This is a genomic window from Altibacter sp. HG106, from assembly GCF_028561755.1.
GTDB lineage: Bacteria > Bacteroidota > Bacteroidia > Flavobacteriales > Flavobacteriaceae > DFVG01.
Window position 1 is genome coordinate 118,521 of record NZ_JAQQTD010000006.1, and the last position, 23,370, is coordinate 141,890.

At 43.4% G+C, this 23,370-nt stretch carries 25 protein-coding genes; 11 read left to right on the top strand and 14 right to left on the bottom strand.

All coding sequences use genetic code 11. The annotated features are described in order from the left end of the window. Window positions 1-46: 46 nt before the first annotated feature. The 3 genes from PO830_RS11520 (at window position 47) to PO830_RS11530 (ending at window position 1,693) form a co-directional block, all read left to right on the top strand. Complete coding sequence (locus PO830_RS11520; protein WP_272853723.1) at window positions 47-502, top strand: DUF1801 domain-containing protein; 456 nt, start codon at window positions 47-49, stop codon at window positions 500-502. Continuing rightward, window positions 499-900 carry a hypothetical protein gene (locus PO830_RS11525; protein WP_272853724.1) on the top strand — a complete coding sequence of 134 codons (402 nt, stop codon included), beginning with the start codon at window positions 499-501 and terminating at the stop codon, window positions 898-900. The genes PO830_RS11520 and PO830_RS11525 overlap by 4 nt, the downstream gene beginning before the upstream one ends. 82 nt (window positions 901-982) lie before the next feature. Beyond that, window positions 983-1,693, top strand: a complete 711-nt coding sequence (locus tag PO830_RS11530) for a DUF1853 family protein (protein WP_272853725.1) — start codon at window positions 983-985, stop codon at window positions 1,691-1,693. A gap of 234 nt (window positions 1,694-1,927) precedes the next feature. Here the strand turns inward: PO830_RS11530 and PO830_RS11535 are convergent, their stop codons facing one another. From PO830_RS11535 to PO830_RS11580, 10 genes are all read right to left on the bottom strand, one after another. Continuing rightward, complete coding sequence (locus PO830_RS11535) at window positions 1,928-3,349, bottom strand: helix-turn-helix domain-containing protein (protein WP_272853726.1); 1,422 nt, start codon at window positions 3,347-3,349, stop codon at window positions 1,928-1,930. A gap of 97 nt (window positions 3,350-3,446) precedes the next feature. Next, window positions 3,447-4,865 (bottom strand): M28 family peptidase, encoded by a 1,419-nt coding sequence (locus PO830_RS11540; RefSeq protein ID WP_272853727.1) that lies wholly within the window; start codon window positions 4,863-4,865, stop codon window positions 3,447-3,449. Window positions 4,866-4,875: 10 nt separating this feature from the next. After that, the gene (locus tag PO830_RS11545) at window positions 4,876-5,754 is read right to left on the bottom strand and encodes a PPK2 family polyphosphate kinase (RefSeq protein ID WP_272853728.1); all 879 of its coding nucleotides are present in this window, start codon (window positions 5,752-5,754) and stop codon (window positions 4,876-4,878) included. 2 nt (window positions 5,755-5,756) lie between these two features. Beyond that, on the bottom strand, window positions 5,757-6,920 hold the full coding sequence (locus tag PO830_RS11550; protein WP_272853729.1) for a sigma-54-dependent transcriptional regulator: 1,164 nt from the start codon (window positions 6,918-6,920) through the stop codon (window positions 5,757-5,759). 2 nt (window positions 6,921-6,922) lie between these two features. After that, a complete protein-coding gene (locus tag PO830_RS11555; protein WP_272853730.1) occupies window positions 6,923-7,810 on the bottom strand; it encodes a DUF6268 family outer membrane beta-barrel protein in 888 nt (295 codons plus the stop codon). Window positions 7,811-7,854: 44 nt separating this feature from the next. After that, window positions 7,855-8,763, bottom strand: coding sequence for a mechanosensitive ion channel family protein (locus tag PO830_RS11560; protein WP_272853731.1), 909 nt, complete (start codon window positions 8,761-8,763; stop codon window positions 7,855-7,857). A 12-nt stretch (window positions 8,764-8,775) separates the two neighbouring features. Further along, the gene (locus PO830_RS11565) at window positions 8,776-10,086 is read right to left on the bottom strand and encodes an ABC transporter permease (RefSeq protein ID WP_272853732.1); all 1,311 of its coding nucleotides are present in this window, start codon (window positions 10,084-10,086) and stop codon (window positions 8,776-8,778) included. 1 nt (window position 10,087) lies between these two features. Beyond that, window positions 10,088-11,014 carry an ABC transporter ATP-binding protein gene (locus tag PO830_RS11570; RefSeq protein WP_272853733.1) on the bottom strand — a complete coding sequence of 309 codons (927 nt, stop codon included), beginning with the start codon at window positions 11,012-11,014 and terminating at the stop codon, window positions 10,088-10,090. Window positions 11,015-11,266: 252 nt separating this feature from the next. Continuing rightward, a complete protein-coding gene (gene dnaJ, locus PO830_RS11575; RefSeq protein ID WP_272853734.1) occupies window positions 11,267-12,391 on the bottom strand; it encodes a molecular chaperone DnaJ in 1,125 nt (374 codons plus the stop codon). A gap of 1 nt (window position 12,392) precedes the next feature. Then, window positions 12,393-12,950 (bottom strand): nucleotide exchange factor GrpE, encoded by a 558-nt coding sequence (locus PO830_RS11580; protein ID WP_272853735.1) that lies wholly within the window; start codon window positions 12,948-12,950, stop codon window positions 12,393-12,395. Window positions 12,951-13,100: 150 nt separating this feature from the next. Here PO830_RS11580 and PO830_RS11585 point away from each other — a divergent pair, with 150 nt between their 5' ends. Next, window positions 13,101-13,769 (top strand): YceI family protein, encoded by a 669-nt coding sequence (locus tag PO830_RS11585; protein WP_272853736.1) that lies wholly within the window; start codon window positions 13,101-13,103, stop codon window positions 13,767-13,769. A gap of 49 nt (window positions 13,770-13,818) precedes the next feature. Here the strand turns inward: PO830_RS11585 and PO830_RS11590 are convergent, their stop codons facing one another. From PO830_RS11590 to PO830_RS11600, 3 genes are all read right to left on the bottom strand, one after another. Further along, window positions 13,819-14,721 carry a TIGR01777 family oxidoreductase gene (locus PO830_RS11590; RefSeq protein ID WP_272853737.1) on the bottom strand — a complete coding sequence of 301 codons (903 nt, stop codon included), beginning with the start codon at window positions 14,719-14,721 and terminating at the stop codon, window positions 13,819-13,821. A 143-nt stretch (window positions 14,722-14,864) separates the two neighbouring features. Continuing rightward, window positions 14,865-15,539 carry a tRNA (5-methylaminomethyl-2-thiouridine)(34)-methyltransferase MnmD gene (gene mnmD, locus PO830_RS11595; protein ID WP_272853738.1) on the bottom strand — a complete coding sequence of 225 codons (675 nt, stop codon included), beginning with the start codon at window positions 15,537-15,539 and terminating at the stop codon, window positions 14,865-14,867. Between the two features lie 5 nt (window positions 15,540-15,544). Further along, on the bottom strand, window positions 15,545-16,069 hold the full coding sequence (locus PO830_RS11600) for a DUF4920 domain-containing protein (RefSeq protein WP_272853739.1): 525 nt from the start codon (window positions 16,067-16,069) through the stop codon (window positions 15,545-15,547). Between the two features lie 103 nt (window positions 16,070-16,172). Here PO830_RS11600 and PO830_RS11605 point away from each other — a divergent pair, with 103 nt between their 5' ends. Beyond that, window positions 16,173-17,243: a branched-chain amino acid aminotransferase gene (locus tag PO830_RS11605; RefSeq protein WP_272853740.1), complete on the top strand. Its 1,071-nt coding sequence runs from the start codon at window positions 16,173-16,175 to the stop codon at window positions 17,241-17,243. Window positions 17,244-17,250: 7 nt separating this feature from the next. Here PO830_RS11605 and PO830_RS11610 read toward each other — a convergent pair whose 3' ends face one another. Continuing rightward, window positions 17,251-17,637, bottom strand: a complete 387-nt coding sequence (locus PO830_RS11610; RefSeq protein WP_272853741.1) for a nucleoside triphosphate pyrophosphohydrolase family protein — start codon at window positions 17,635-17,637, stop codon at window positions 17,251-17,253. A 47-nt stretch (window positions 17,638-17,684) separates the two neighbouring features. Between PO830_RS11610 and PO830_RS11615 the strand changes: the two genes are divergently transcribed. The 6 genes from PO830_RS11615 (at window position 17,685) to PO830_RS11640 (ending at window position 23,355) form a co-directional block, all read left to right on the top strand. Next, on the top strand, window positions 17,685-17,870 hold the full coding sequence (locus tag PO830_RS11615; RefSeq protein WP_272853742.1) for a hypothetical protein: 186 nt from the start codon (window positions 17,685-17,687) through the stop codon (window positions 17,868-17,870). Window positions 17,871-17,980: 110 nt separating this feature from the next. Beyond that, window positions 17,981-19,084, top strand: coding sequence for a hypothetical protein (locus tag PO830_RS11620; protein WP_272853743.1), 1,104 nt, complete (start codon window positions 17,981-17,983; stop codon window positions 19,082-19,084). A gap of 1 nt (window position 19,085) precedes the next feature. Beyond that, the gene (locus tag PO830_RS11625) at window positions 19,086-19,706 is read left to right on the top strand and encodes a hypothetical protein (protein ID WP_272853744.1); all 621 of its coding nucleotides are present in this window, start codon (window positions 19,086-19,088) and stop codon (window positions 19,704-19,706) included. Between the two features lie 5 nt (window positions 19,707-19,711). Further along, window positions 19,712-21,577 carry a sensor histidine kinase gene (locus tag PO830_RS11630; RefSeq protein WP_272853745.1) on the top strand — a complete coding sequence of 622 codons (1,866 nt, stop codon included), beginning with the start codon at window positions 19,712-19,714 and terminating at the stop codon, window positions 21,575-21,577. Continuing rightward, on the top strand, window positions 21,574-22,203 hold the full coding sequence (locus tag PO830_RS11635) for a response regulator (protein WP_272853746.1): 630 nt from the start codon (window positions 21,574-21,576) through the stop codon (window positions 22,201-22,203). Before PO830_RS11630 ends, PO830_RS11635 begins: the two co-directional genes overlap by 4 nt. Window positions 22,204-22,362: 159 nt before the next feature. Further along, window positions 22,363-23,355, top strand: coding sequence for a TolB family protein (locus PO830_RS11640; protein ID WP_272853747.1), 993 nt, complete (start codon window positions 22,363-22,365; stop codon window positions 23,353-23,355). The last annotated feature ends 15 nt before the right edge of the window (window positions 23,356-23,370 follow it).

The window sequence follows — 23,370 nt, forward strand, 5'->3', positions numbered from 1 at the left end:
CTTTTGTATCTTTCCTTACGGAAAAAGATCACTAAATTATGAGCCTATGACCTCAAATGCCACCACTCCAGAGGCGTATATCGCCACCTTACCGGAAGATCGCAAAGCCCCTATAAAAAAATTGCGGGCCACTATTTTGGAAAACCTGCCCGAAGGTTTCGAAGAACAGATGAATTATGGCATGTTGGGCTATGTAGTGCCCCACGAACGATATCCCGATGGCTATCATTGCGATCCGAAGCAACCGCTGCCGTTTATGAACGTGGCTTCGCAAAAAAATCATATTGCATTGTATCACATGGGACTTTACAGTGATCCCGAGCTTTTAGCGTGGTTCAAAAACGCATATGCGGAACAAGTTACTACCAAACTGGATATGGGAAAAAGTTGCATTCGCTTCAAAAATCCAAAGCACATTCCATATGAGTTGATTGGTGAATTGACCACAAAAATGACTGCTAACGACTGGATCGAGCGATACGAAAAAGCGGTAAAGCGGTGAAATTAAAGGGCATCTTGCGCTATTGGTTGCTCTCAGTGCTTACGGGAAGCTGTATTGTTTCGGTCTTTTTGTATGTTCATGAAGCCGTACTATTGCAATCATTTAGCAATTGGGAAATGCTCTACGGAAATGCCGTGTTTGCGCTGTTTTTTAGCATGCTACTTTCGATTCCCGTTCCTTTGCTTTTTGTGATACTGTTCTTTTGGACCCGGATGGAAACCAGACCAGCCGACTTCTATATGCGATGGATGTGGGGACTTTCAGGGGTTTATCTGCTAGTGGGAGTGTTTCAGTCTGGATGGTATGACAGTTTGCGGATACTCTATTTTGGAATTTCTTACGCCCTCCCAGGATGGTTTTTTCTTCGGAAGGAATTAAAAAAAAGACAAGACTATTAATATATTCGATTCCTTTTTCGCAACCCCCAATCTGCCCATCGCCCGGGCAAAAGACCTTTTTGCGGACCTTACCCTAACGGAAGTGTTGAACCACTCCACTCCTTCAGAATCTATAACACCGCTACTCTTAGGAAAACAAGCCGAGTATCTCATGGAAGTCTATCTGAAGCAGTCAACAAGATTTGAGTTGTTGGCTTCGCAACTTCAAATTCATGGTGCCAAAAGCACCCTGGGTGAGTTAGACTTTTTGCTTTACGATAAAAAATTCGAGACGCCAATTCATTTGGAAATGGCCTGTAAATTTTATCTTTTGGATACGTCTTCTGAAGAACACACGCTCTGGATAGGACCAAATCGCCGCGATTCTCTTCCGAAGAAATACGAGAAATGGAAAACCCGTCAATTTCCGATGCTCTACCATGAGATTACCCAAAAAATGTTGGCAGATTTGATTCCCTACACGGTGGAAAGTTTTCAGCAACGTTGCTACTTACGCGCTTTTCTCTTTATTCCGGAAGCACATGACCCACGTAGCCTGACTCCCTCTGAACAACGCTCTTTAGTGGGGACGTACCGCGGAAAAGAAGCCCTTAACGAATTAGACCCCAACGCCTATTATGCGCTGCCACCAAAACGACACTGGCTTCTACCCCCACCACTATATCCCGATTGGATTCCACAGAAAGAAGCGCAACCTAAAATAGCCGAAGCCATAGCACGGGAGCGAGCGGTTTTAGTGTATGAAAAAAAGGGTAGCGACATCAAACAGTTCTTTATCGTTTGGTGGATATAAAAAAGAGCCCTTGAAGAAGAGCTCTTTTTTGCACAAGGATAGATAAACTAACCATCAAATTTTCTGTTTGCAACAGAAAATCACTACAAAAGAAACAACTAAAGAGGACTGCCAAGGCTTTACCAACCAAACCATCATTATGACAGTCCCTTTGTTTATTAATTAACTACAGTTCAAGTAACGATTAAAATGGTAAAGAAACGTAAATCCCGATAATGATTTTCTTACTTGAGCCTAAGATTGGGATAAAGAAGCGATGAATTGGGAAGGCGTTGTGGCTGCGATTCGTTTGAACGATTTGTTGAAGCTTACCTTGTTGTTAAAGCCTACTTCGTAAGCAATGTCGATAATATTTCGTTGTTGGTTGGCTTCCGATTCTAACAATTGCATGGCGGCGCGCACCCGGTATGAATTGATCAGTTCGTAAAAATTCATTTGAAAATGCTGATTGATAACCTGTGAGGCGCTATGTCTGGAAGTTTCCAATAGTTCTGCCAATTTCTGCAGGCTCAAGCTATTGTCTTTGTATACTTCTTCCTGTTCCAGCAAGCGTAGAAGTTCTTCTTTTAATTCTTCGGAAAGCGAATCGGTAAGTCGCGATTTTTTATACTTAAACAGATTTCCCGGATCAGGCAATGAGGTCTTGCCAGCGAATACTTCAGGTTGGTTGTAGGTAACATATGAAATGTACAGCACCAAAACGATCATGACCACAATTTGCGGATGGATGAGTTCGCTTACCGGTACCCACTTCACTAAGACGAGCGCATAGGCAATATAGGCAACAACATAGCTACTATAGATGGCCACAATGTTTCGTTGCCATAATGCTTGAGACGAATGTTCTTTGGAAGCCGAACGGTTTTTTTCATACAAACGATAGATCAGAAATCCGTAGATGGTTAAGGAAAGTATCTTCCCAAAAATAATCCAAACGGCACCGGGCATCAGATAGTCGGTTCTCGAAAATAGAATTTCAACTTTTGAAATCTCTGGAAGTAAGTAAAAAGGAACTATATATAAGAACAATCCTACAGAAGGTACTAAATGCAAAAGGTCAGACCACCGGAATGTATAGTTTAGGATTACCCGTTTAAAATAGAAGTACAATAAGGGACCATATAGAAACGAAAAGGTAGTAGATAATAACAGCGCATGTGGAAGGCTGTACTGTAAGTTCGTTACATACAAGCTTAGGTGTAAGATGAAGAGCGAATGAAAAAGAACGAAGGCGCCCATCAAGCGATAGGTTACGCTCTTTTTGGTCCTTCTGAAAAACAACATAATGCTAACAAACACACCAAATAATCCGGCTAATATGTAGAGCACCCCTAGCAAACTCAGTTTAGGAAGGTAATGCGCTTTTAAGTGGGTGTAAGCAGCATCTTCCTTAATTGAAGCAAACAAATGATCATTCAGGAGGGTGAGGTCGCCAGTTGCAGACAGATACTTTTCAAGCGCTTCCGTGGCTGCTTCGGCATCACCCGCAGCGGCAGATTGTAAGGCCTGTTCTTTATAATTTGGAACGGCATTTCTTGCTTCCCCATCTAACGCCTGTGCGCTTGCATTGGTAAGAATTATTGCGAAGCAGCACAACCATAATAACCCTTTTCCAAAGGATTTAAAGCAAATACTGTATAGCGAAAATACCGGCATAGCTATCATTCGTTTCCACTTAAAGATAGCGAAATCGGCTCAAATTCAGAATGATATTAGGAAATCCCTATCAAGATTTACCCTGGTGCCTCCTTTATTAATTCTTTACAGGAGTCATTTCTGTTTTCGTTCCATAGGTGTCAAAAAGGTAAATAAGACTAGCCATGGCGGCGCCTCCAAGTTCCAGTTCGCGTTTATTTACGGCATCGAACGTATCGTTTTCGGCATGGTGATGATCAAAATAGCGTTGTGAATCGGGTCGCAGTCCGGCGAGCACCATTCCTTTTTCTTTGAGCGGTCCGATATCGGCGCCGCTTCCCCCCATTTCAAAATAGTGAATCAAATACGGCTTGAATAGTGGCTTCCATGAGGCCACTTGTTCCATATTAGCCTGATCCATATCAAACGAAAAACCTCTGGGGGTGAATCCGCCTGCGTCGCTTTCTAAAGCAAATACGTGCTGTTCGTTTTTAAGTTTGGCCTCTTCCGCGTATTTGTTACCGCCGCGAAGGCCATTCTCTTCGTTCATAAACAAGACCACCCGTATGCTATGTTTGGGCTGATAGTTCAGTTTTTTGAACAACCGCAATACTTCCATCGACTGCACACATCCTGCCCCATCGTCGTGGGAACCATCTCCTAAGTCCCATGAATCCAAATGTCCACCCACTACCATATATTTATCGGGATAGGTACTACCGGTTATTTCTCCAATGACGTTATAGGACTGTACATCGTCATAGGTCTTACAGTTTTGTTTGAAATAGAATTTTAAATCGGGTTTGATCTTTAAAGCACTGCTGAGATAGTCGGCTCCATTGGTGCTAATGGCGCAAGCTGGAATTCGTTGATTGGCCGGAGTGTCTCCATAGCTCATTGAGCCGGTGTGTGGATAATCGTCTTGCCGTAAATTCATTGAACGAACCACAATGCCCACCGCTCCATACTTGGCGGCTTCCATAGCGCCCGCATACCGCTGATCGACACATCCGCCATAGGCTTCAAACGTATTGATGAGATCGGCCTGCATGGGACGATTGTAGAACACTATTTTACCCTCAATCGCTTCTCTTCCGTAGCGCTCTAGGTCATCAAGCCCTTGTACTTCAATCACCTCCGCTTTGAGTCCGATAGCCGGGGTAGGAACCGACCCTCCCAACGCACAAATATTGGTTGTTGTAGAGATGCCCGGCGCCGTTTCAATATAGGCGTACTCTTTGGTACCTCGCGTCCATTTGGGCACCATGACCGGTTGCAGCCAAACCTTGTCCAATCCCAATGCTTTCAATTCTGCTTCGGTATATTTTACCGCTCGTTCGGCTTCTAAGGAACCTGATAACCGACCTCCTATCTCGTTAGAAAGATACTCGAGCCACTCATAGCTTTTCCCTTGAAGCAACGCCATATCGTAGATAGAACGTATCATAAGAGAATCTTTCTGTTTGACTTGTTGTGCCTTCACCGAATTGAAACTACCCAGGGTAAGAAGTAATAAGAGTACTAGTATACGTGACATATTTGATGCATTATTCATGTTTCAGTCGGTCTTTGAACGTTTCTATTTCGGCTTTTATTTTGGGGGCGAGTTCGGGCTCTTTGATATCTTCATACTGCTGCAGTTCTTGCAGGAGTATTTCAGCAACCGTAAACCGCGCCGTCGGTTTGTCGTCTGCGGGAATTACGTACCACGGAGCATGCGGAGCGGACGTTCGATTGATAGCATCTTCATAACATTCCATATAGCGATCCCATAACTGGCGTTCGTCCAAATCGCCCGGAGAGAACTTCCAGTTTTTATTGGGCTTATTGAGTCGACGAAGCAACCGATCTTTCTGTTCCTCTTTCGACAAATGGAGAAAGAATTTAAAAATGATTGTACCGTTTTGAGCGATCGATTCTTCAAAATTCTTAATCTGCTCGAAGCGGCGATGCCAAAAGGCGTCGTTTATATCATCGAGATCGTGAACATCGGGAAGGTGTTCACCTAAAATATATTCGGGGTGTACTCGAGTTACCAGTACATTTTCGTAGTGGGTTCTGTTGAAGACCCCAAATTTTCCACGCGCCGGCAAGGCGATATAATGCCGCCACAGATAATCGTGTTTTCGCTCAAGGTCGGTAGGCACCTTAAAACTATGTACTACCACACCACGCACGTTAAAATCTTTAAACACTTCCCGAATCAGGCTGTCCTTCCCCGCGGTATCCATTCCCTGGAGACATACCAACACGGCGTATTTCCCATGGGCATACAGCGTATCTTGTAATTCTCCCAGTATTTCACGAGTGTTTTTAAGTGCTTTTTTAATTTCTTTTTCTGAACCCTCTAAATCGATCTCCGTCTCGCGGTCGTGGAGCTGAATGGGTTCGGTGACTTTAAAATCTGATATTTCAATAGCTTTCATACTTATTTGCTTGCAAAAGATTGAACATCTTTTTCACTAACTTCACTTCCCCCTAAGATAATGAGGCGCTCAACGACATTACGCAGCTCGCGTACATTTCCGGTCCAATCGTATTCTTTCAATAGCTGCAGGGCCTTTTCTGAAAAATTCTTTTGGGCGGTTCCATGCTCGTCGGCAATCTTTTCCGTAAAGTAATTAACCAATAGCGGAATGTCATCTCGCCGCTCATTAAGGGGTGGCACTTTTATCAAAATAACCGCCAAACGGTGATAGAGGTCTTCCCGAAAGTTCCCTTCCTCAATTTCCTTCTTGAGGTCCTTGTTGGTGGCCGCGATAATACGAACATCTACTTTAATGTCTTTATCGCTACCCACGCGTTGTACCTTATTTTCTTGTAAGGCACGCAGTACTTTCGCCTGAGCAGACAGACTCATATCGCCTACCTCATCCAAGAAAATGGTTCCTTTGTTGGCGGCTTCAAACTTTCCGGCCCGGTCTTTATTGGCGGAGGTAAACGCCCCTTTTACATGTCCAAACAGTTCGCTTTCAATAAGTTCACTTGGAATAGCGGCACAATTTACTTCGATCATCGGACCTTTGGAGCGATCGCTTTTTTGATGCAACCAATGGGCTACCAGTTCTTTTCCTGTCCCATTAGGCCCTGTAATCAACACCCGCGCTTCGGTAGGAGCTACCTTTTCGATCATGTCTTTGATCTGTTCGATCTCTTTTGAATCTCCGATCATCTGGTAGTTTTTACTCACCTTTTTCTTCAGGCGTGTATTTTCTTTGACCAGTTCTTTTCGATCCAGCGCATTCCGTACGGTATTTAGAAGTCGGTTGAGGTCTGGCGGTTTCGAAATATAATCAAACGCCCCCAGGCGCATAGTATTCACAGCTGTATCCAGATCGCCATGTCCGGAAATCATTACAATCGGAATTTCAGGTTTTATTTTTTTAACGGCTTCCAGAACTTCGACACCATCCATTTTGGGCATTTTGATATCACAAAGTACTAAGTCAAAGTCTTCTTTCTTAATCAGTTCAACTCCCGCCAATCCGTCTTCCGCCTCCTGCACTTCATATGAGTCGCTTTCTTCCGTTAAGATTTTTACCAATACGCGACGAATGGCCGCTTCGTCCTCAATTATTAAGATTTTGGGCATGTTTAAAATTTAAATTTAATTCCGGTTCTAAAATAAAAGGAATTTCCATTATCGATCACATACGCCGTTTCTCGTGTGTCATCGCGCAATCGAAATTCATTGTGCAAGGTATGTGCCAGATAGCCGTAATATAATAAATGATCGGTAAAGTAATGTTCGTATCCCAATCCGGCCAGTACGTTTGTCATCGAAATGTTTTGTGCCGGAGTGTTGGGATTTCCGTTTACGAAAAAGTTATTCTGAATGTTCGCAAAGAAATTATCAAGGGTCACAAAAGCCTGTAAAGCATCCTTATGAGAGGTATTGAGATACCGTCGTAAGTTCATTTTTGGCACCCCGACAGTGTAGGTCCAATCGGGATGAAACTCCCGATAATAGTTGATCAACGGCAGTGGAAAATTTCGTCCCGGGGTTGAGGTATAATTAAGTCCCATGATCAAACGCCACGGTTTGGAAACGCTCTCGTCTTTTTTGTGATCGATAATAACGTAGGCGGCGGCGGTGTAAATAATGTCATCGGAAATAACACTGCTTTCCAAATTCGAATTGATTCGTGCTCCGGCGCGAACGCCCATGATCCAGTGTTCTTTCAACCGAAAGGTATAGCCGAGATATCCCTCAATTCGATGCAGAGTGTTTACCTGATCTATTTGTTGTTGTGTCAACACCAGATTATTTTCAATGTCGATATCGATAAACCGATATTCGAGTCCGACAACAAAGTATTGATCGGTATCCCGATCTATCGGTATCGGCGCCTGCACCAAGGCTCGATAGCGTTGTAGGGAGTTATCGGAGCCCGAAAATGGAATGTACAAGTATTCTACCCTCGCTATGTCGGTAGTTTGTGCATTGGCTATTGAAAATACAGAGCAACATACGAGGCTCATTAAAAGATGTTTGAAAGATATCTTATGCATAAAGTTTTTATTAATTAAAGGTTCTTGGTTGAAGGGGTTTCAAAAATGTGAACATCGCGTTGTGGGAATGGGATTGTGATCTTATTATCTCGGAAGAGCGAATCGATGCGAAAACGAATTTCACTTTTAATCCGTGGATCGACAAAGCTATCGTTGATAAAAAAGAGAACACTGAAAATCAAGGCGGAATCTCCAAAGTCTTCAAAAAGCACAAAGGGCTGCGGCTTTTTGAGCACACCCGGTTGTTTATCGACAGCCTGCAGCAACAACTTTTTAACGAGTTGCGTATCACTTCCGTAGGCAACGCCAACTTGTACAGATTCGCGAGTGGTGCGATGGTTTTGCGTGTAGTTATAGATGATATCTTCTATGAACATGTGGTTGGGAATGATAATGATCTTATCATCCCTGGTTATGGCTCTACTGGTACGTAATTTAATATCGATTACACGCCCCACCTTACTATCTACCTCAATAATATCTCCTACCATGAGCGATTTATCAACCATGATAAAAATACCTCCCATCACATCTTTAAAAAATTCCTGTAGCGCTAAGCCTAGTCCCACCAGTAAGGCAGCAGAGGCTGCCAGGAAAGGAGTGATGTTAATTCCCGCAAAGCTCAGTGTTGCAAATACAACGATGATATAGGTTACGTATTTGATGAACTTGAAGACACTGATAAATTTCAGCTTATCGGTCTCTTCCATTTTACGTGTGAAGAACATCCGGATCCACCGTAATATGAAACTGGCAGATAAGAACGAAAGAATCACCAAGAGCAGGAGACCAATGGTTATATGGATCTGGTTTTGCTCCTCCCCGAAGTGAAATCCTAAGTCTAAAAATTGCTTGATGCTGCCCCAAATATCTTCGGTGACAACCTCCTCAATTTTATCTTTAACTTTTTCTTCCTGTATCACGATGCTATCTGCTTAGTACTTTAACCATTTTATCAATTCTTTGTAGCTCGCTTTCTTTCCATACATTAAAATTCCAACGCGATAGATCTTCGCTGCCAACCACACGGTTGCAAAGAAGGTAATAAAGAGAATGGCCACTGAAATAAGTTGCTGCCAAAGGGGAACTCCAAATGGAATACGCATAAGCATGACTACCGGCGAAGTAAACGGAATGTATGAGAACACCTGCGACACCATGCCATGCGGATTATCGATCACGGTAAAAAATCCTACATAAACCGCCAGGATCAACGGCATCAAAATAGGAAATATGAATTGTTGCGTATCGGTTTCGCTATCTACGGCAGCCCCAACAGAGGCATAGAGCGAAGCGTACAGTAAATACCCGCCTACAAAAAACAACAAGAACATAACAATTAGGTTTAGGATAGGCAGGTTACTAATCTCCATGAATACATCCTGCACCATTTTCTCCATACCGCCCATTGCGGCCGCTTGAGTCGCTGCTTGTTGTTGTTGCATGGCTGAAGGGTCGATTCCAAAGATCGCTGTAATTACCCAACCGAAGACACCAATTAAAACAACCCAAGCCGCAAACTGAGTCACCCCTGCCAGTGAGGTTCCAATGATCTTCCCTAATAATAACTTAGTAGGCTTAACCGAAGAAATAATGACCTCCACGATCCTACTGGTTTTTTCTTCGATCACACTTCGCATGATCATGTTTCCGTAGATAATAATGAACATAAAGAGCAGGTACCCTGCGGCGCCTCCAAAGATGAGCTTTAATCCAGAGCCCATTTTAGAGGTTTCTTCCCCGGCGAAGGTTTCCAATTTCGGACGAATATTTAATCGGAGGTTTTTAATCGTAGTGGCATCGTACCCGGCTTCCTCGAGCTTTAGGGCATTGGCCCGCGATTCCAACGCATTTTCCAGATCGTTCATCATCGTCAGTGCGGGCGAATCTTCCGAATAAAAAACAATACTCGATTCCAGTTCTGCGATCGTACTCGTTTTGGGGATGTATAGTAGTCCGTAGTCCTCCGATTCGGAACTATTTGTTTTGGCTTCTTCTAAAGAGGTTTCTTCGGAAAGCATTTCAAAGCTTATATTCTCATTACCTTGTAAATAGCCTCGAAACATGCCGCTCTCATCTAGGACATCGATGACGCGTATTTTCTCATTATTGAGTTGTGATAAATAGGCGACCAAAGCAAAGATTCCCACCATGATCAACGGACTCATAAACGTCATGACGATGAAGCTCTTGTTTCTTATCTTGGTGAGGTACTCACGTTTTATCACTAATGATAAATGGTTCATGCTAGTTATTTTTTACAGTTTCAATAAAGATATCGTTGGCTGAGGGCACTACTTCCACAAAATGTGTGATTTGTCCGCGTTGCGTCAAAAACTGAATCAGATCATTAGGGGAAGCCGTTTCCGGAATTTGAATTTTGTATTGCAGCTCGTCGTTAATGGTTTTAAAATGTGCCGGGTTTACTTCAAAACGCTCTTTTAGTTCAGCCACCACTTGCGATTCGTTTTCGGTTAGCAAGCCCACTTCATAGGTATTGTTCTTGTAGGCACGCTTGATATCCACCAACCGACCGTCTAGAATTTTATTCGACTTGTGAATGAGCGCAATATGATCGCACATTTCCTCCACGCTTTCCATACGGTGGGTCGAAAAAATAACGGTAGCTCCTTGTTCTCTTAGTTGAAGAATTTCGTCTTTTATTAGATTCGCATTGATGGGATCGAAGCCGCTGAAAGGCTCATCAAAAATGAGTAATTTGGGTTGGTGCAATACAGTGACCACAAACTGAATCTTCTGTGCCATTCCTTTGGAGAGTTCCTGAATCTTTTTGTCCCACCAATCTCCAATTTCCAGACGTTCAAACCAATACCGAAGTCGTTTCTTAGCCTCCTGCTTGTCCAGTCCCTTTAACTGTGCCAAATACAGGGCCTGCTCCCCTACTTTCATCGATTTATAAAGTCCGCGTTCCTCCGGCAAGTACCCGATGTGTGCAATATGAGAAGGATGTAAGGGTTCACCGTCTAAGGTAACCGAACCCGTATCGGGCATGGTAATTTGATTGATAATTCTGATAAACGTTGTCTTTCCCGCACCGTTAGGGCCTAACAGACCAAAAACACTGCCTTTGGGGACTTCAATAGAAACGTCATTCAATGCGGTAAAGCTGCCAAAAGATTTTGAAACGTTCTTCGCTACTAGTAGTTTTTCCATAGATATAATGCGTAATCGTAAAGATAGCTATTTGCCTGCGAAGCCAGAGAAACATTAAGATTATTTTAGGGGCTTTGCGCGTATCATCCCTTTGAAAGACATAAGTGGAAGAAATAAAACTGAAGTAAAAAACAAAACCCACCCTAGACAATGCCTAGGGTGGGAAAAAAATTGCTATGAAAAAGAAAAATTATCGCTTATCAAGACTAAGCGATATTCAAATATAGATAAATAATTTGAATTAACGTTCTCTTAAGAAAACATATCTTTTACTTTTTCAAAAAAGGATTTATCTTGCTTCTCAGGTTTCGGCTGAAAATGCTCGTCATCACTCATCTTATCAAAGAATTCGCGCTGTTCTGACGTAAGGGTTTTGGGTGTCCAGACATTTACATGAACCAGCAAATCTCCCGAACCGTATCCATTAATACTCGGAATTCCTTTATTGCGTAGTCGGAGTATTTTTCCGCTCTGCGTACCATTCTCAATCTTGATGCGCACTTTCCCGGTTACCGTATCAATTTCTTTGGAGGTTCCCAGCGCTGCTTCGGAAAAACTAATGTATAAATCGTAATGAAGATTATCCCCGTCGCGTTGCAAGGTTGGGTGTTGCTTTTCCTCAATAGCTACCAAAAGATCTCCCGGAATTCCATCGCCCGGCGCGTCATTCCCCTTTCCGGAAACTTTAAGTTGCATACCATCTACAACACCGGCCGGGATCTTAATAGAAACCGTTTCCTCTACGGTGGCCAATCCATTCGAATCGGCTCCATCCCCTTTGCGGTCCATCACTTGTCCGGCGCCTCCACAGGAAGAACAGGTGGTTGCCGTCTGCATACGCCCGAGTATGGTGTTCTGAATACGTGTCATTTGCCCGGTACCGTTACAAGTGCCGCAGGTCTTGAACGTAGTCCCTTTCGCGACTTTCTTTCGCTTCACCTTAATTTTCTTTTCAACACCGTTAGCGATTTCTTCCAAGGTTAATTTCACGCGAATGCGCAAATTACTTCCTTTAACGCGACGCTGACCTCCGCCACCAAAACCGCCAAAGCCACTGAAGCCGCCACCGCCTCCAAAAGCACTTCCGAAGATATCACCAAACTGACTAAAGATATCGTCCATGTTCATGCCACCACCGGCACCGCCAAAACCACCTTCAAAGGCCTGATGACCAAACTGATCGTATTTAGCCTTCTTATCGGGATTGCTCAGCACTTCATAGGCTTCTGCCGATTTTTTAAACATCTCCTCGGCCTTCTCGTCCCCCGGGTTCTTATCGGGGTGATACTTAATGGCCATTTTTCGGTATGCCTTTTTTATCTCAGCAGCCGTTGCATTTTTTGAAATTCCTAGTATGTCGTAATAATCTTCCTTCATATTATTGTCCTATAACCACTTTTGGATAGCGGATGATTTTTTCTCCCAGCGTGTATCCTTTTTCGATCACATCAATGATTTTTCCTTTCATATCCTCACTGGGTGCAGGAATCTGCGTTACCGCCTCGTGTATTTCAGAATCAAAAACATCTCCCGCTTTTGTTCCAACAGGCTCCAATCCTTTCGCCCGTAACGTTTCACGCAACTTATTGCTGATCAGTGTTACGCCTTGAAATAGCACATCGTCATCACTTTTTTCAATCTCCTTCAAAGCACGATCAAAGTCGTCTAACACGGGTAATAACGACACCATTACGTCCTGGCCCGCCGTTTTAAAAAGTTCGATGCGTTCCTTTCCGGTTCGCTTCTTATAATTTTCAAAATCAGCAAACAATCGGAGGTACCGTTCTTTCTCCTGGCTCACCTCATTTCGCAACTGATCTACTTCATTATCACTGCCTTCAGAAGTTTCTGAAGCCATTTCAGTAGTGGCTTCTTTTTCTTGAACTGCAACGTCTTCCGCAGACGTTTTGCCTTTCTTTTTATCTTTTTTGCTCATACAGCTTTGTCTAATTTTTTCAGAAGGGAACAAAAGTACTGCCATTCCTATTAAAATGTCAAAATGTCATTGAATTATTTAATAGACTTTTAAGAACATCAAACGGCCCTCTTAAATATCTTTGTAGTCTAACCTTAAAAAACCAACTAAATGATGAAGCAATTCACTTTGAAAGCCTTACTCGGACTCGCGCTTCTTGCGAGTGTTGCTTGTAATGATAATGCCAAAAAAGACGCGGAAGTTTCTGAAGAAAAGGAAGTAGCCGAACGTTCTGACGCATCTACCGTGTATTCGGTAGATACCCAAAAATCGGTCATTAATTGGAAAGGGCAAAAGCCTACCGGAACCCATACAGGAACTGTGCAATTGAAATCTGGAGAATTGACGGCTGTAGACCGCAATATCGAGTCGGGTAGTTTTGTTATGGATATGAACACCATTACCGTAACCGACCTGGACGGAGATATGAAAGCGAATCTGGAGGCGCACCTAAAGGGAACCGACGAAGATAAAAAGGAAGATTTCTTTGATGTGGGACAGTACCCAACCGCGACGTTTGAACTTACGGGGGTTTCTGGCGAAAACGGCAATCTCACCGTTAGCGGAAATTTGACGATTAAGGATGTAACTCAAAACATCGAATTCCCGGCTACGGTTTCTTTTCCGGGAGATGAAATATTCCTGAAGAGCGAAACGTTCACCATCGATCGCACCAATTGGAATATTAATTTTAAGTCGAAGAGCGCATTCGACAACCTTCAAGATAATTTTATCAACGACGATATTGAGTTAGTGATCGAATTGCACGGAAGCAAATAATGCAAGCAGTCAACACATTAAAAAAACGCCCGAATCGGGCGTTTTTTTGTTATAAGAGGTCTTCTAAAGCGAGCTGAGGGTTCACAAAATGGAATTCGTACCCGGCCGCTTCAATTTTCTTGCTGCTTACCAATTGCCCTTCCACCACCAAGACGGCCATTTCACCTAAGACTAGCTTTAAGAAGAAGGAAGGTATATTCGGCAACCAAATATTCTTATCAATAATTTTAGCGATGCAGAACATAAGGCGTTTGTGCGTTAATGGGTTGGGAGATGCTACATTGTAAACCCCTTCTAGCCCGTGTTTAATAATGTGTAAATAGATACCTGCAATATCTTCTATATGAATCCAGGATTGCCATTGTTTACCACTGCCGAGCAAGGCTCCAAAACCTAATTTTAGCGGTTTGACCAATTGCGGTAAAGCGCCTTCTTCGGCGTCAAAAACAATTCCTGTACGCAATTTGGCAACTTTAAGGTCCAGTTCTTTGAATCGGTCGGCGGCAGCCTCCCAGGCCACTACGACCTTTGCCAGAAAACTATCATCCACGGCTGTTTCTTCTTCTGAATACAGGCGCGTTTTTGAGTTCGGATAAATGCTTATTCCGCTGGCCGAAATATAATGGGTCACCACATGATCTATCTCTTGAAGTGTGTTGTACAATAATTCAGCCGTTTGAATCCGACTGTTCATTATCTTTTTCTTGTTTTGGGAAGTCCAGCGTTTTGATACCGAAGTACCTGCCAGATTCACAATAGCAGTGACATCTTTAAATGCGGCCTTATCAATCGTTCCATTGCTGGGATCCCATAAGAATCCCTTATAATGTTCCTCTTTTTTTATCGCTTCTTTCCGTGTTGTTAGGTAGTGAACCCCTATCCCCGCATCCAGTGCCTGCGTTACTAACTCCGTTCCAATAAGCCCTGTTGCTCCTGCAATCAATATCCTCATAGCCTCGCTTCATTTTTGTAAAAAGATACTATTTTTATAGCCAATATTGCTGCGGATTAACGCGCTATTAACCAAGTTTAACGATTATAGGGAATATCATCACTTCTCTCGCTCGCAACCCTTGCAATCACCCACATGCTGCCTCACATTTTCGTGGCACGAAGCATTTCTCGTTTGCCCGGTGGACCCGGCAATCGTTCTACCTTAAATCCAATCGCTTCTAAATTTCGGCGAACGGATCCTTTCGCACAATACGTGACTAGAACACCGGCCGGTTGTAAGGCCTGATATAAGCGTTCTAATACGGAAACTTCCCATAATTCGGGTTGTACCCGTGGCCCAAAGGCGTCGTAGTATACGAGGTGATATCTATTATCCTCTTGAAGCGTTTCGAACTGCTGTGCTCGTTTTTCCAAGTGAAAGAAAGGACGCAATGCGTGTACCTCGCCCCACGAACAATCGTGAAACGCCTGAAAGGTTTCGGCAGGCACCGACAATTGTTCGGCATAATTTAGAAAAGGTATTTCTGAAGATTTTATGGGGTATCCTTCAATGCCTACGTATGCCACTGGAAGTTCAGTTTCCATTGCGAATTGAAAGGTAAGCAGAGCATTAAGCCCTGTCCCAAACCCCATTTCGAGCACCTGAAGGGGTGTTGGTATTTGGGGTAATGATGCGAGAAGGTGTTCTAATCCCGAAGCGATAAAGACATGTTTTGCCTCGGCGATGGCACCGTGTTTTGAATGGTATTGTTCATCCCAATTGGGTAAGCGAATGGTCATAGAACCGTCACCCGTTTTGAGAAATTCCCGTTTCAAAATACCTATTCTTCGTCTACAACCAGTAAGACACCGTCTGAAATAATGGAAAGGGTTCGCTTGGGCTCGGTAATGGCCGCGACTTCTTCCGGCGTTTTTCCGGCATCTTCGGCAAGATGACGTTGATCGTCTACACTCATCTCATCGACAAAGGCCAGCCCGTTTACAATTACCTCGTCGCCCGCGATATCTTTCGGCATAAAGAAGCCGTAATCCTTGAATTTCACTAAGGTTTCTTCTTCTCCTGTATCCAAACGCATCCAACAGCCTTTGTTCTGACAGACCGAATTTACTTCTGCCTTAAATTTTACCGCTACAGTATCTCCCGGCTTCAGGTCTTTAAACTTTGAAGCCATTTCGGCGGATGTCATCGCTTCTTCGTCGGTAATTTTATCTCCAAATGATTGATAGTCATTCATCGCCACTTCTTCGCCCATTTCAGGAGCTTCAGTTTCGGAAGTTTCTGAGTTTTGTTTGCAAGCTGAGAGCGACAGTAATGCAACAAACAATAACGGTAGAGTAAATTTCATGATTCGCTTTTTTGTTTCCTAATAAGATACTGCAATTTTAGCAAAAAAATTGATTTTTAGTGGTCATTTTTTTACTTAATTTTACAGCCTTAAATGACCGACCATGAGTGAGATTTCCCAGCAACATATTTCCATTACGAAAGCCGAAACTTCCAAAATCAATGAGGTAAATTTTGACGCTCTTGTCTTCGGAAAGAATTACACAGACCACATGTTTGAGTGTGATTATGTGGACGGTGCCTGGCGAAATCCGAGTGTCAAGCCTTTTGGCCCTTTGAGCTTATCACCGGCGACCAAGGTATTCCATTACGGTCAAGCAGTTTTCGAGGGAATGAAGGCCTATGTGGATGAAAACGGCAAAACCTTTTTGTTTCGTCCTGAAGAGAATTTTAATCGGATTAACCGTTCTTCAAAACGGATGGCCATTCCAGAGTTTCCGCGAGAATACTTTTTTGAAGCCCTGCATGCCTTACTACATCTAGACAAGGCATGGATAAAACCCGGGGTTGGAAATTCGTTGTACATCAGGCCCTTTGCAATGGCCACGGAAGCCGGAGTGTCTGCCTCTCCTTCCAATCAGTATAAATTCATGATCATCATGTCACCCGCGCAAGCGTATTACACAGGAAAGGTAAAAGTAGTATTTGCAGAATCCTTCAGTCGGGCCGCCGACGGGGGTGTGGGCTATGTGAAAGCGGCTGGAAACTACGGGGCGCAGTTCTACCCTACCAACTTAGCGAAGGAGCAAGGGTTTCAGCAAGTGGTGTGGACCGATGCCAACGAACATAAATATTTGGAAGAAGCTGGGACGATGAATGTCTTCTTCCGAGTAAACGATACCTTACTTACCGCACCGACCAACGATCGAATTTTAGATGGCGTGACGCGTAAAAGTGTGATCGCTTTGGCAGAGAAAGCGGGCGTTGACGTGCAAGTTCGCAGAATTTCTGTGGAAGAAATCGTAACCGCCGCAAAGAAAGGAAGCCTGAAAGAAATATTTGGTGCAGGAACAGCCGCTGTTATTAGTCCGGTGAGTGCCTTCAGCTATCAGAAAAAAGAATACCCCTTACCCGAAATTGCTGATGGTTATGCGGCACGCTTCAAAAAAGAGCTGATGGATATTCAGCAGAATCGCGCGGAAGATCCGTTCGGTTGGCGTTATGCGTTAGACTAAGCTCCAGCTATTTTTTTAGAATCGCTTCAATATTGGGTTGAAAGTAATTAGGCCCTTTGAGCACCTTTCCATCTTCCCGATAAATAGGCTGGCCGTCAGCTCCTAGTTTACTCATGTTGCTACGCTGGATTTCTTCAAACACTTCTTCGATCTTGTATTGCATACCGTGCTCTATGATTGTTCCACAAAGAATGTAGAGCATATCGCCCAGGGCATCGGCCACTTCTACCAGATCATTGTCATTAGCAGCCTCCAAATACTCTTCGTTCTCTTCCCGCATCAATTTGTAGCGCAGTAAATTCTTCGCTTTTCCTAGATCGGCTTGAGGCGTTTCTTTGACACCTAGTTTGAAAGCTTCGTGAAATTTGCGAACGGCTGCGATCTTATTCTTCATAGACTAAATATTAGGTTGTACTTTTACAGCGTCTAAAACTACGAAAAATGATTAGTACCGGACAGCTTATCTTCGCCCTCTGTTTTGTGGTCGCCTTTGTGATTGTGATGATTTTTAGTTATCGAAAAGACAAACGCCTGCATAAAAAACATTACAAGAATAGTTTTTGGATTTTAGTAGGTTTTTTGGTCTTCGTGGGGGCACTGTTATTGATAAAGTGGTACTTGAAGTAATAGATATCTCCCTTTCTTAGAACTAATAATTATATAATCGACTGAAATATACCCGATAATGGGTATGGTTATTTTTGCCTATCTTTTCTTTCTTGTAAAAAACTACAGGTGTGGAGTATGATTTTCGTTGCTTTTCAGATTATGAACGTGTAGAACAGCCACACAATTCGTACTGGTGCTGGGCTGCCTCATTGATGAATATTTTCCGGATACTCCATATCCACGAAGACGTTTCCATTTGCGATGTTGCGACACAATACAAAAAACAAATAGACATCACGGTTTCTGAAGATGAGTTAAGGACCTGTTGTGAAGCATTCTCTCGGCAGGGCACTCCTACAAACCTTTGTGACATTACCATAGATGCCGATCATCTGGCGGAATTTTACAGCAGATTTAGCCTTCATTGTGAAGAAATTCCAACAGAGGAACTACACGGATTTATTTATGATTATGAAGCTGTAACCAAGCAACTGGAAGAAAAAAAGGCTCCCATTGTACTAATGTGTCAAGGTGCCGTGTCGCACATTACCCTCATCATTGGTTTTGGCTATTACAACGACTGTAAATACTACCTTATTTCAGATCCCATCGCCGGCATGTCTGAAAAATACATACGAGTTTCCTCCCTTAAAACACATGATCGCTATAAACCGCTGAGGGCATGGAGCTGCGCTTCCGAAGTGGCCACTCATGTTCGCACTGAACTACCAAAAGATACCAAATTTACTGAGAAATTGGCCGTGTTTCGAAGGGTGTTTGAACATAATGCATTGTCTTTTTCAGACCCAAAACCCCCTCTGAATGCCTTGTCGGTGTTTAGCAGCGATTTTCAGAAGCAACTTGTTAACGAAAACCCGTGGAAGTCTAAAACTATAAGCGTTGCTACCATTCTTTCGGCGCTGGAAGCATTACAACGTAGCTGTAGCGATGATTATTTGCGATCCCTAACCGACTACGCTCCTATCAACACCCTGATAGATGCCCTTCGCAATAAACATTCGGAACTAGTAATTCCACCAAACAAAACGCGCTATCTTGAAGAATTCGCAACCGAGATCGTACATGGACTGCAAGCAGGTGAACGAAAAATTAAGCCAGTCCGATTTCCAAACAACTATTCGCTTTCAAAAGAGTGGCAATCGGTTGATGATTTTGAAGACGCACTGAAAGGACAACCTAAAATTCAATATGTAACTCCTAAAAACAATTAATATGGCTCATGAAAACTTAAAGTTCAAACTGCATTTAGACGACTATCAAGAATGGCAGCCCATTCTAGGGTCTCAGGATTTTGGCACCTTCTACATGGTATACATCAAGTTTGAGAAGTACGAAAATGAAGAAAACCAATTTGGTGTTGACGAACATCGATATACTTGCAAGTTTAGAATTCAAAATTTCAAAGGCCCGGTGACGATTGGCTTTGTAGGCAAACCTACTATTGGACACGCTGATAAGATCAAAACAGATGATGATATTCATGTGTATATAGATATACAGCTGGGATGCTTTGTCTACAACGAATACAGCGAAAACACCATCAAGCTCGACAAACCCATACCCCGTAACCGTCCGCTAATGACCCGATATACGATGCGTCTACCGGATAGCGTCACTATGATGGATACGAAGCAAGAATTTTACAACGCAAATGATCCTATGAAATCACCCTTCCTGTATCCTTACAAATACGAGCGTGACGGAGATGGCGCCTTTGAATTGGGCCGACGCCCCTTTGATAGCAATGGCGACTTTGAAACCATCCCGAACCCCGATCAAGGGGGTGGCGGGCCTTACGGAATTTGCTCACCCAACACCAGCTGGACAATATAACGCTTGTGAGAACCACTATATTTCTATTTTTTGTACTATTACTCCCCTTAACCTCATTTGCTCAAAATGAGGTTAAGGCTTTTTTCGATTTAACCAAAAGAGGACAATACCTGCAGGCACAGGATTTATTAACTTCCCATAGCGATGCACTGCCGGCCTTTGAATTACAAACCTATCTTTCTATTATGAAGGAGGGTAATTTCCCTGAAAAGAGACCTCCTGCACAAATAGACGTTACCTCCCGTACTGGACAATTGCGCCTCCTAAACAACGCCATCACCCTATATGCGAAATTTGGCGATGAAGTCGCTGCCTTCCAACAATTGCACACCGTTTTAAATGCGGCCAAGAAACATCAGGATTCGGTCTTGGTGTGTGAAGTCTATCGCAATACCTTAGAGATTTACGAACGCTTCCACATCTATATTGAAGATGATAGCTATGACTATATGCTAAAAGATTACTGGAGCTGGGCCTATGATACTTTTGAAAAAGAGGCTCACACGGTATACGCCTATCGACTCATACAACGCTTCCATTACAAGCAACCAACCGTTGTTTCTAACTACTACCAAACGCACTGGAACCGATTAGAGGACATTTCCAACTCGTTTCTCGCGGCCAAGAGAGATCTCACCCATTATGTATACCATCAGGATTTTACACGAGAAATGGATAGCGCAGCCTACTACCTGAAGCGAGCTTTACACTTGCTAGAAAATAAAGATGGTTATTTTGAAGCCGAACGAAAGCGCGCTGCCGCCATAAACCGAGCTTCGTATTTGATGCTCATCGATCAACCTCAACGAGCCTTGTCAATATTTGACTCCTTAGAACGACATCCTCCCGCAACGAATTACCTATTTCAATCGCTGGATAAATTTATTGATTACCGTAAAGCCCTTGTCTACGGAAGTCTGAATCGCGAACGAGATAGTCTTATAGCGATGAATCGGTATTTATCTAAAGAACTAAGCTTCAATCAAGCAGACAACCTTCAGGTGGTTTCAGAATACGAAACTAAATATCAGACTGCCGAAAAAGAGAAGCAACTCCTCATAGAAAAAGACAAACGTACTCAGAATCGAAACATTGCCATTGGTTTGGGAGGCGGACTCGCAGCCGTATTACTGCTTTCTGTGCTACTTTTTAAAAATTCGAAAAAGAAACAGCGTATCGCCGAACAGGAAAGAGAAATTGAAATTCAGAAGAAAGAAAAGATTCTAAAAGAACAAGAACTAAACGCCATTGACGCCATGATTGCTGGCCAGGAAAAAGAGCGACAACGGCTAGCCTCCGATTTGCACGATAGCGTGGGTGCCACACTTTCGGCGGCAAAACTTCAATTTGAACATTTAAAAAAGAACAAAAACCAACTTACCGCGCTGGATGCGCTCTTTGAGAAGACCGGAACCTTACTGGATGAAGCCTATACCGAAGTGCGTGCCATGGCGCATGTAAAACACAGTGGTGTGATCGCGAAGGAAGGCCTTCTTCCGGCGGTCGAAAAACTTGCCAAAAACGCCTCCTTCCAGCAATCACTTCGGGTGGAAGTACAAGATTTCGGTCTTACGGAACGCCTGGAGCCCTCTTTAGAAATCGCTATTTTCAGAATGATTCAGGAATTGGTAACCAACATCATCAAACACGCTAATGCTTCCGAAGCGACCATTTCCATTACCCAGCACGAGCATAGTCTTAGTATCATTGTTGAAGACAATGGTAAAGGATTCAACGCTTCCAAATTTCAGCAAAAAGAAGGCATGGGACTTTCCAGCATTGAACGTCGTGTTGAGTTTTTAGAAGGAACCATGGAAATTGATGCCACCCCCGGAAAAGGAACCACCATTTTAATAGACATACCTATATGATTACTGTAGCCATAGCCGAAGATCACCAATCCCTTACCGACGGTATACATCTGTTACTTGAGTACGAAGACGATATTTCGCTCATCGGGCAAGCGGTAGATGGAGAAGCACTACTAGAGCTCGTTCGCGACAAAGAACCCGCCGTCATTCTTATGGATATTAAGATGCCAAAAATCGACGGCATTGTCGCCACGCGATTGATAAAAAAAGAATTTCCGGATATCGCTATCATCGCCTTTTCTATGTTCGATCAAAGCAGCGCCGTTTCCCAAATGCTGGATGCCGGGGCCTCGGGCTATTTATTAAAGAATTCGCCTTTAGAAGAAGTACTTAATGCCATCAGGGCAGTGGCGGAAGGCAAAGAGTATTTTGACGCTTCCCTGGATATCGAAGGGTTGCGAAAGGACGCAGAAAAAACCAAGAAAAAACCGCTGCTTTCAAAAAGCGAACGTGAAATCTTGAAACTCATCGGACAGGGAAAAACGACGAGTGAAATTGCAGACCTTCGTTTTACTGCGGTGTCAACCGTAGAAAAACACCGTAAGAACATGATTCGAAAATTGGGACTTACCGGAAAAGGAGAACTCCTTCGCTACGCTCTGGAGCGAAAATATAAATTTGAATAATCGAGGTTTTCTGAAGTAGGTATTCACCTTGCGACGCCACCAATTTCCTTCACAACACTAACGTTTCCACATACTTCCTAAGAATATACCCCCCAATGGGTATTTTAAGAGCCTGCTTGCGAGTTTAGTTTTACCCCATAACTAAACTAAATTTCAAGTATGAAACTCTTCAACCAAATCACAGGATTGGCGCTAGCAGGATTACTCACTGCCTGCGGCGCTTCTAATGTGGAGGACAGTAAGATTCCTCAAGCCACTGCGAGTTCTTCAGAATTGGTTCGCATTACCGATGACGAAGCTCCTGAATTTTCACCCAAGCTGTCGCAAGAAGGACAGCGATTGTTGTACACCACCCGCGATGACAGTAAAAGCGGAAGCGAACGTTGGAGCATTCGACTTAAAAGCGATGTGAATAAACCGGGGTTCTCTCCTATTACCGACGCCCATTGTTTGAATCCGTCCTGGCATCCAGAGTCTAAAAAGTTTCTGTATTCCTACTTTAAAGGAAAAGAGCCCATTTTAGCGATCTCCTCTACTGAATCGTTGGGAATCACCTTCGTCGCCCAAAAGGGATATGGTGAGTACGACAATGATGCTTCCTACTCGCCGGATGGGTCGCGTATTCTAATGTCAACTTCCATTCAAGGAAAAACGGCTATCGGAATAGTGAACGCGAACGGTCAGAACTTCACCCTTATTGGGGAAGGTGCTTCTCCCGTATGGCACCCGAATGGAAACATGATCGCATTTGTGAAAAACAGTGGAGAATTTGCTCAAATCTACTTTTACAACTTGACGAACAATCAAATTACGCAAATCACTTCGGGCGAATTCCATCATTTGAGTCCGACCTTCTCGCCCGACGGAGAGCGCTTTGTTTTTGTGTCGAATCGCGACAGCGAAACCTTCCACATCTATACGATGCGCATGGACGGAACCAATTTAACGCAACTCACCACGGGATCCACTACCGAAACGCAGCCCTTTTGGGGAACCGATGGCTACATCTACTTCAGTAGTGATGCGGGAACCAAAAAGCGCAAGACCAATATTAGCGGTCTGGCAGGTTCTCCCTTATTTGAAATCGTAAACTTCAATCAAGGATGGACCTATGCCGATATCTGGAGATTGAAACCCTTATTAATCAATTAAATAAAACCATAACCC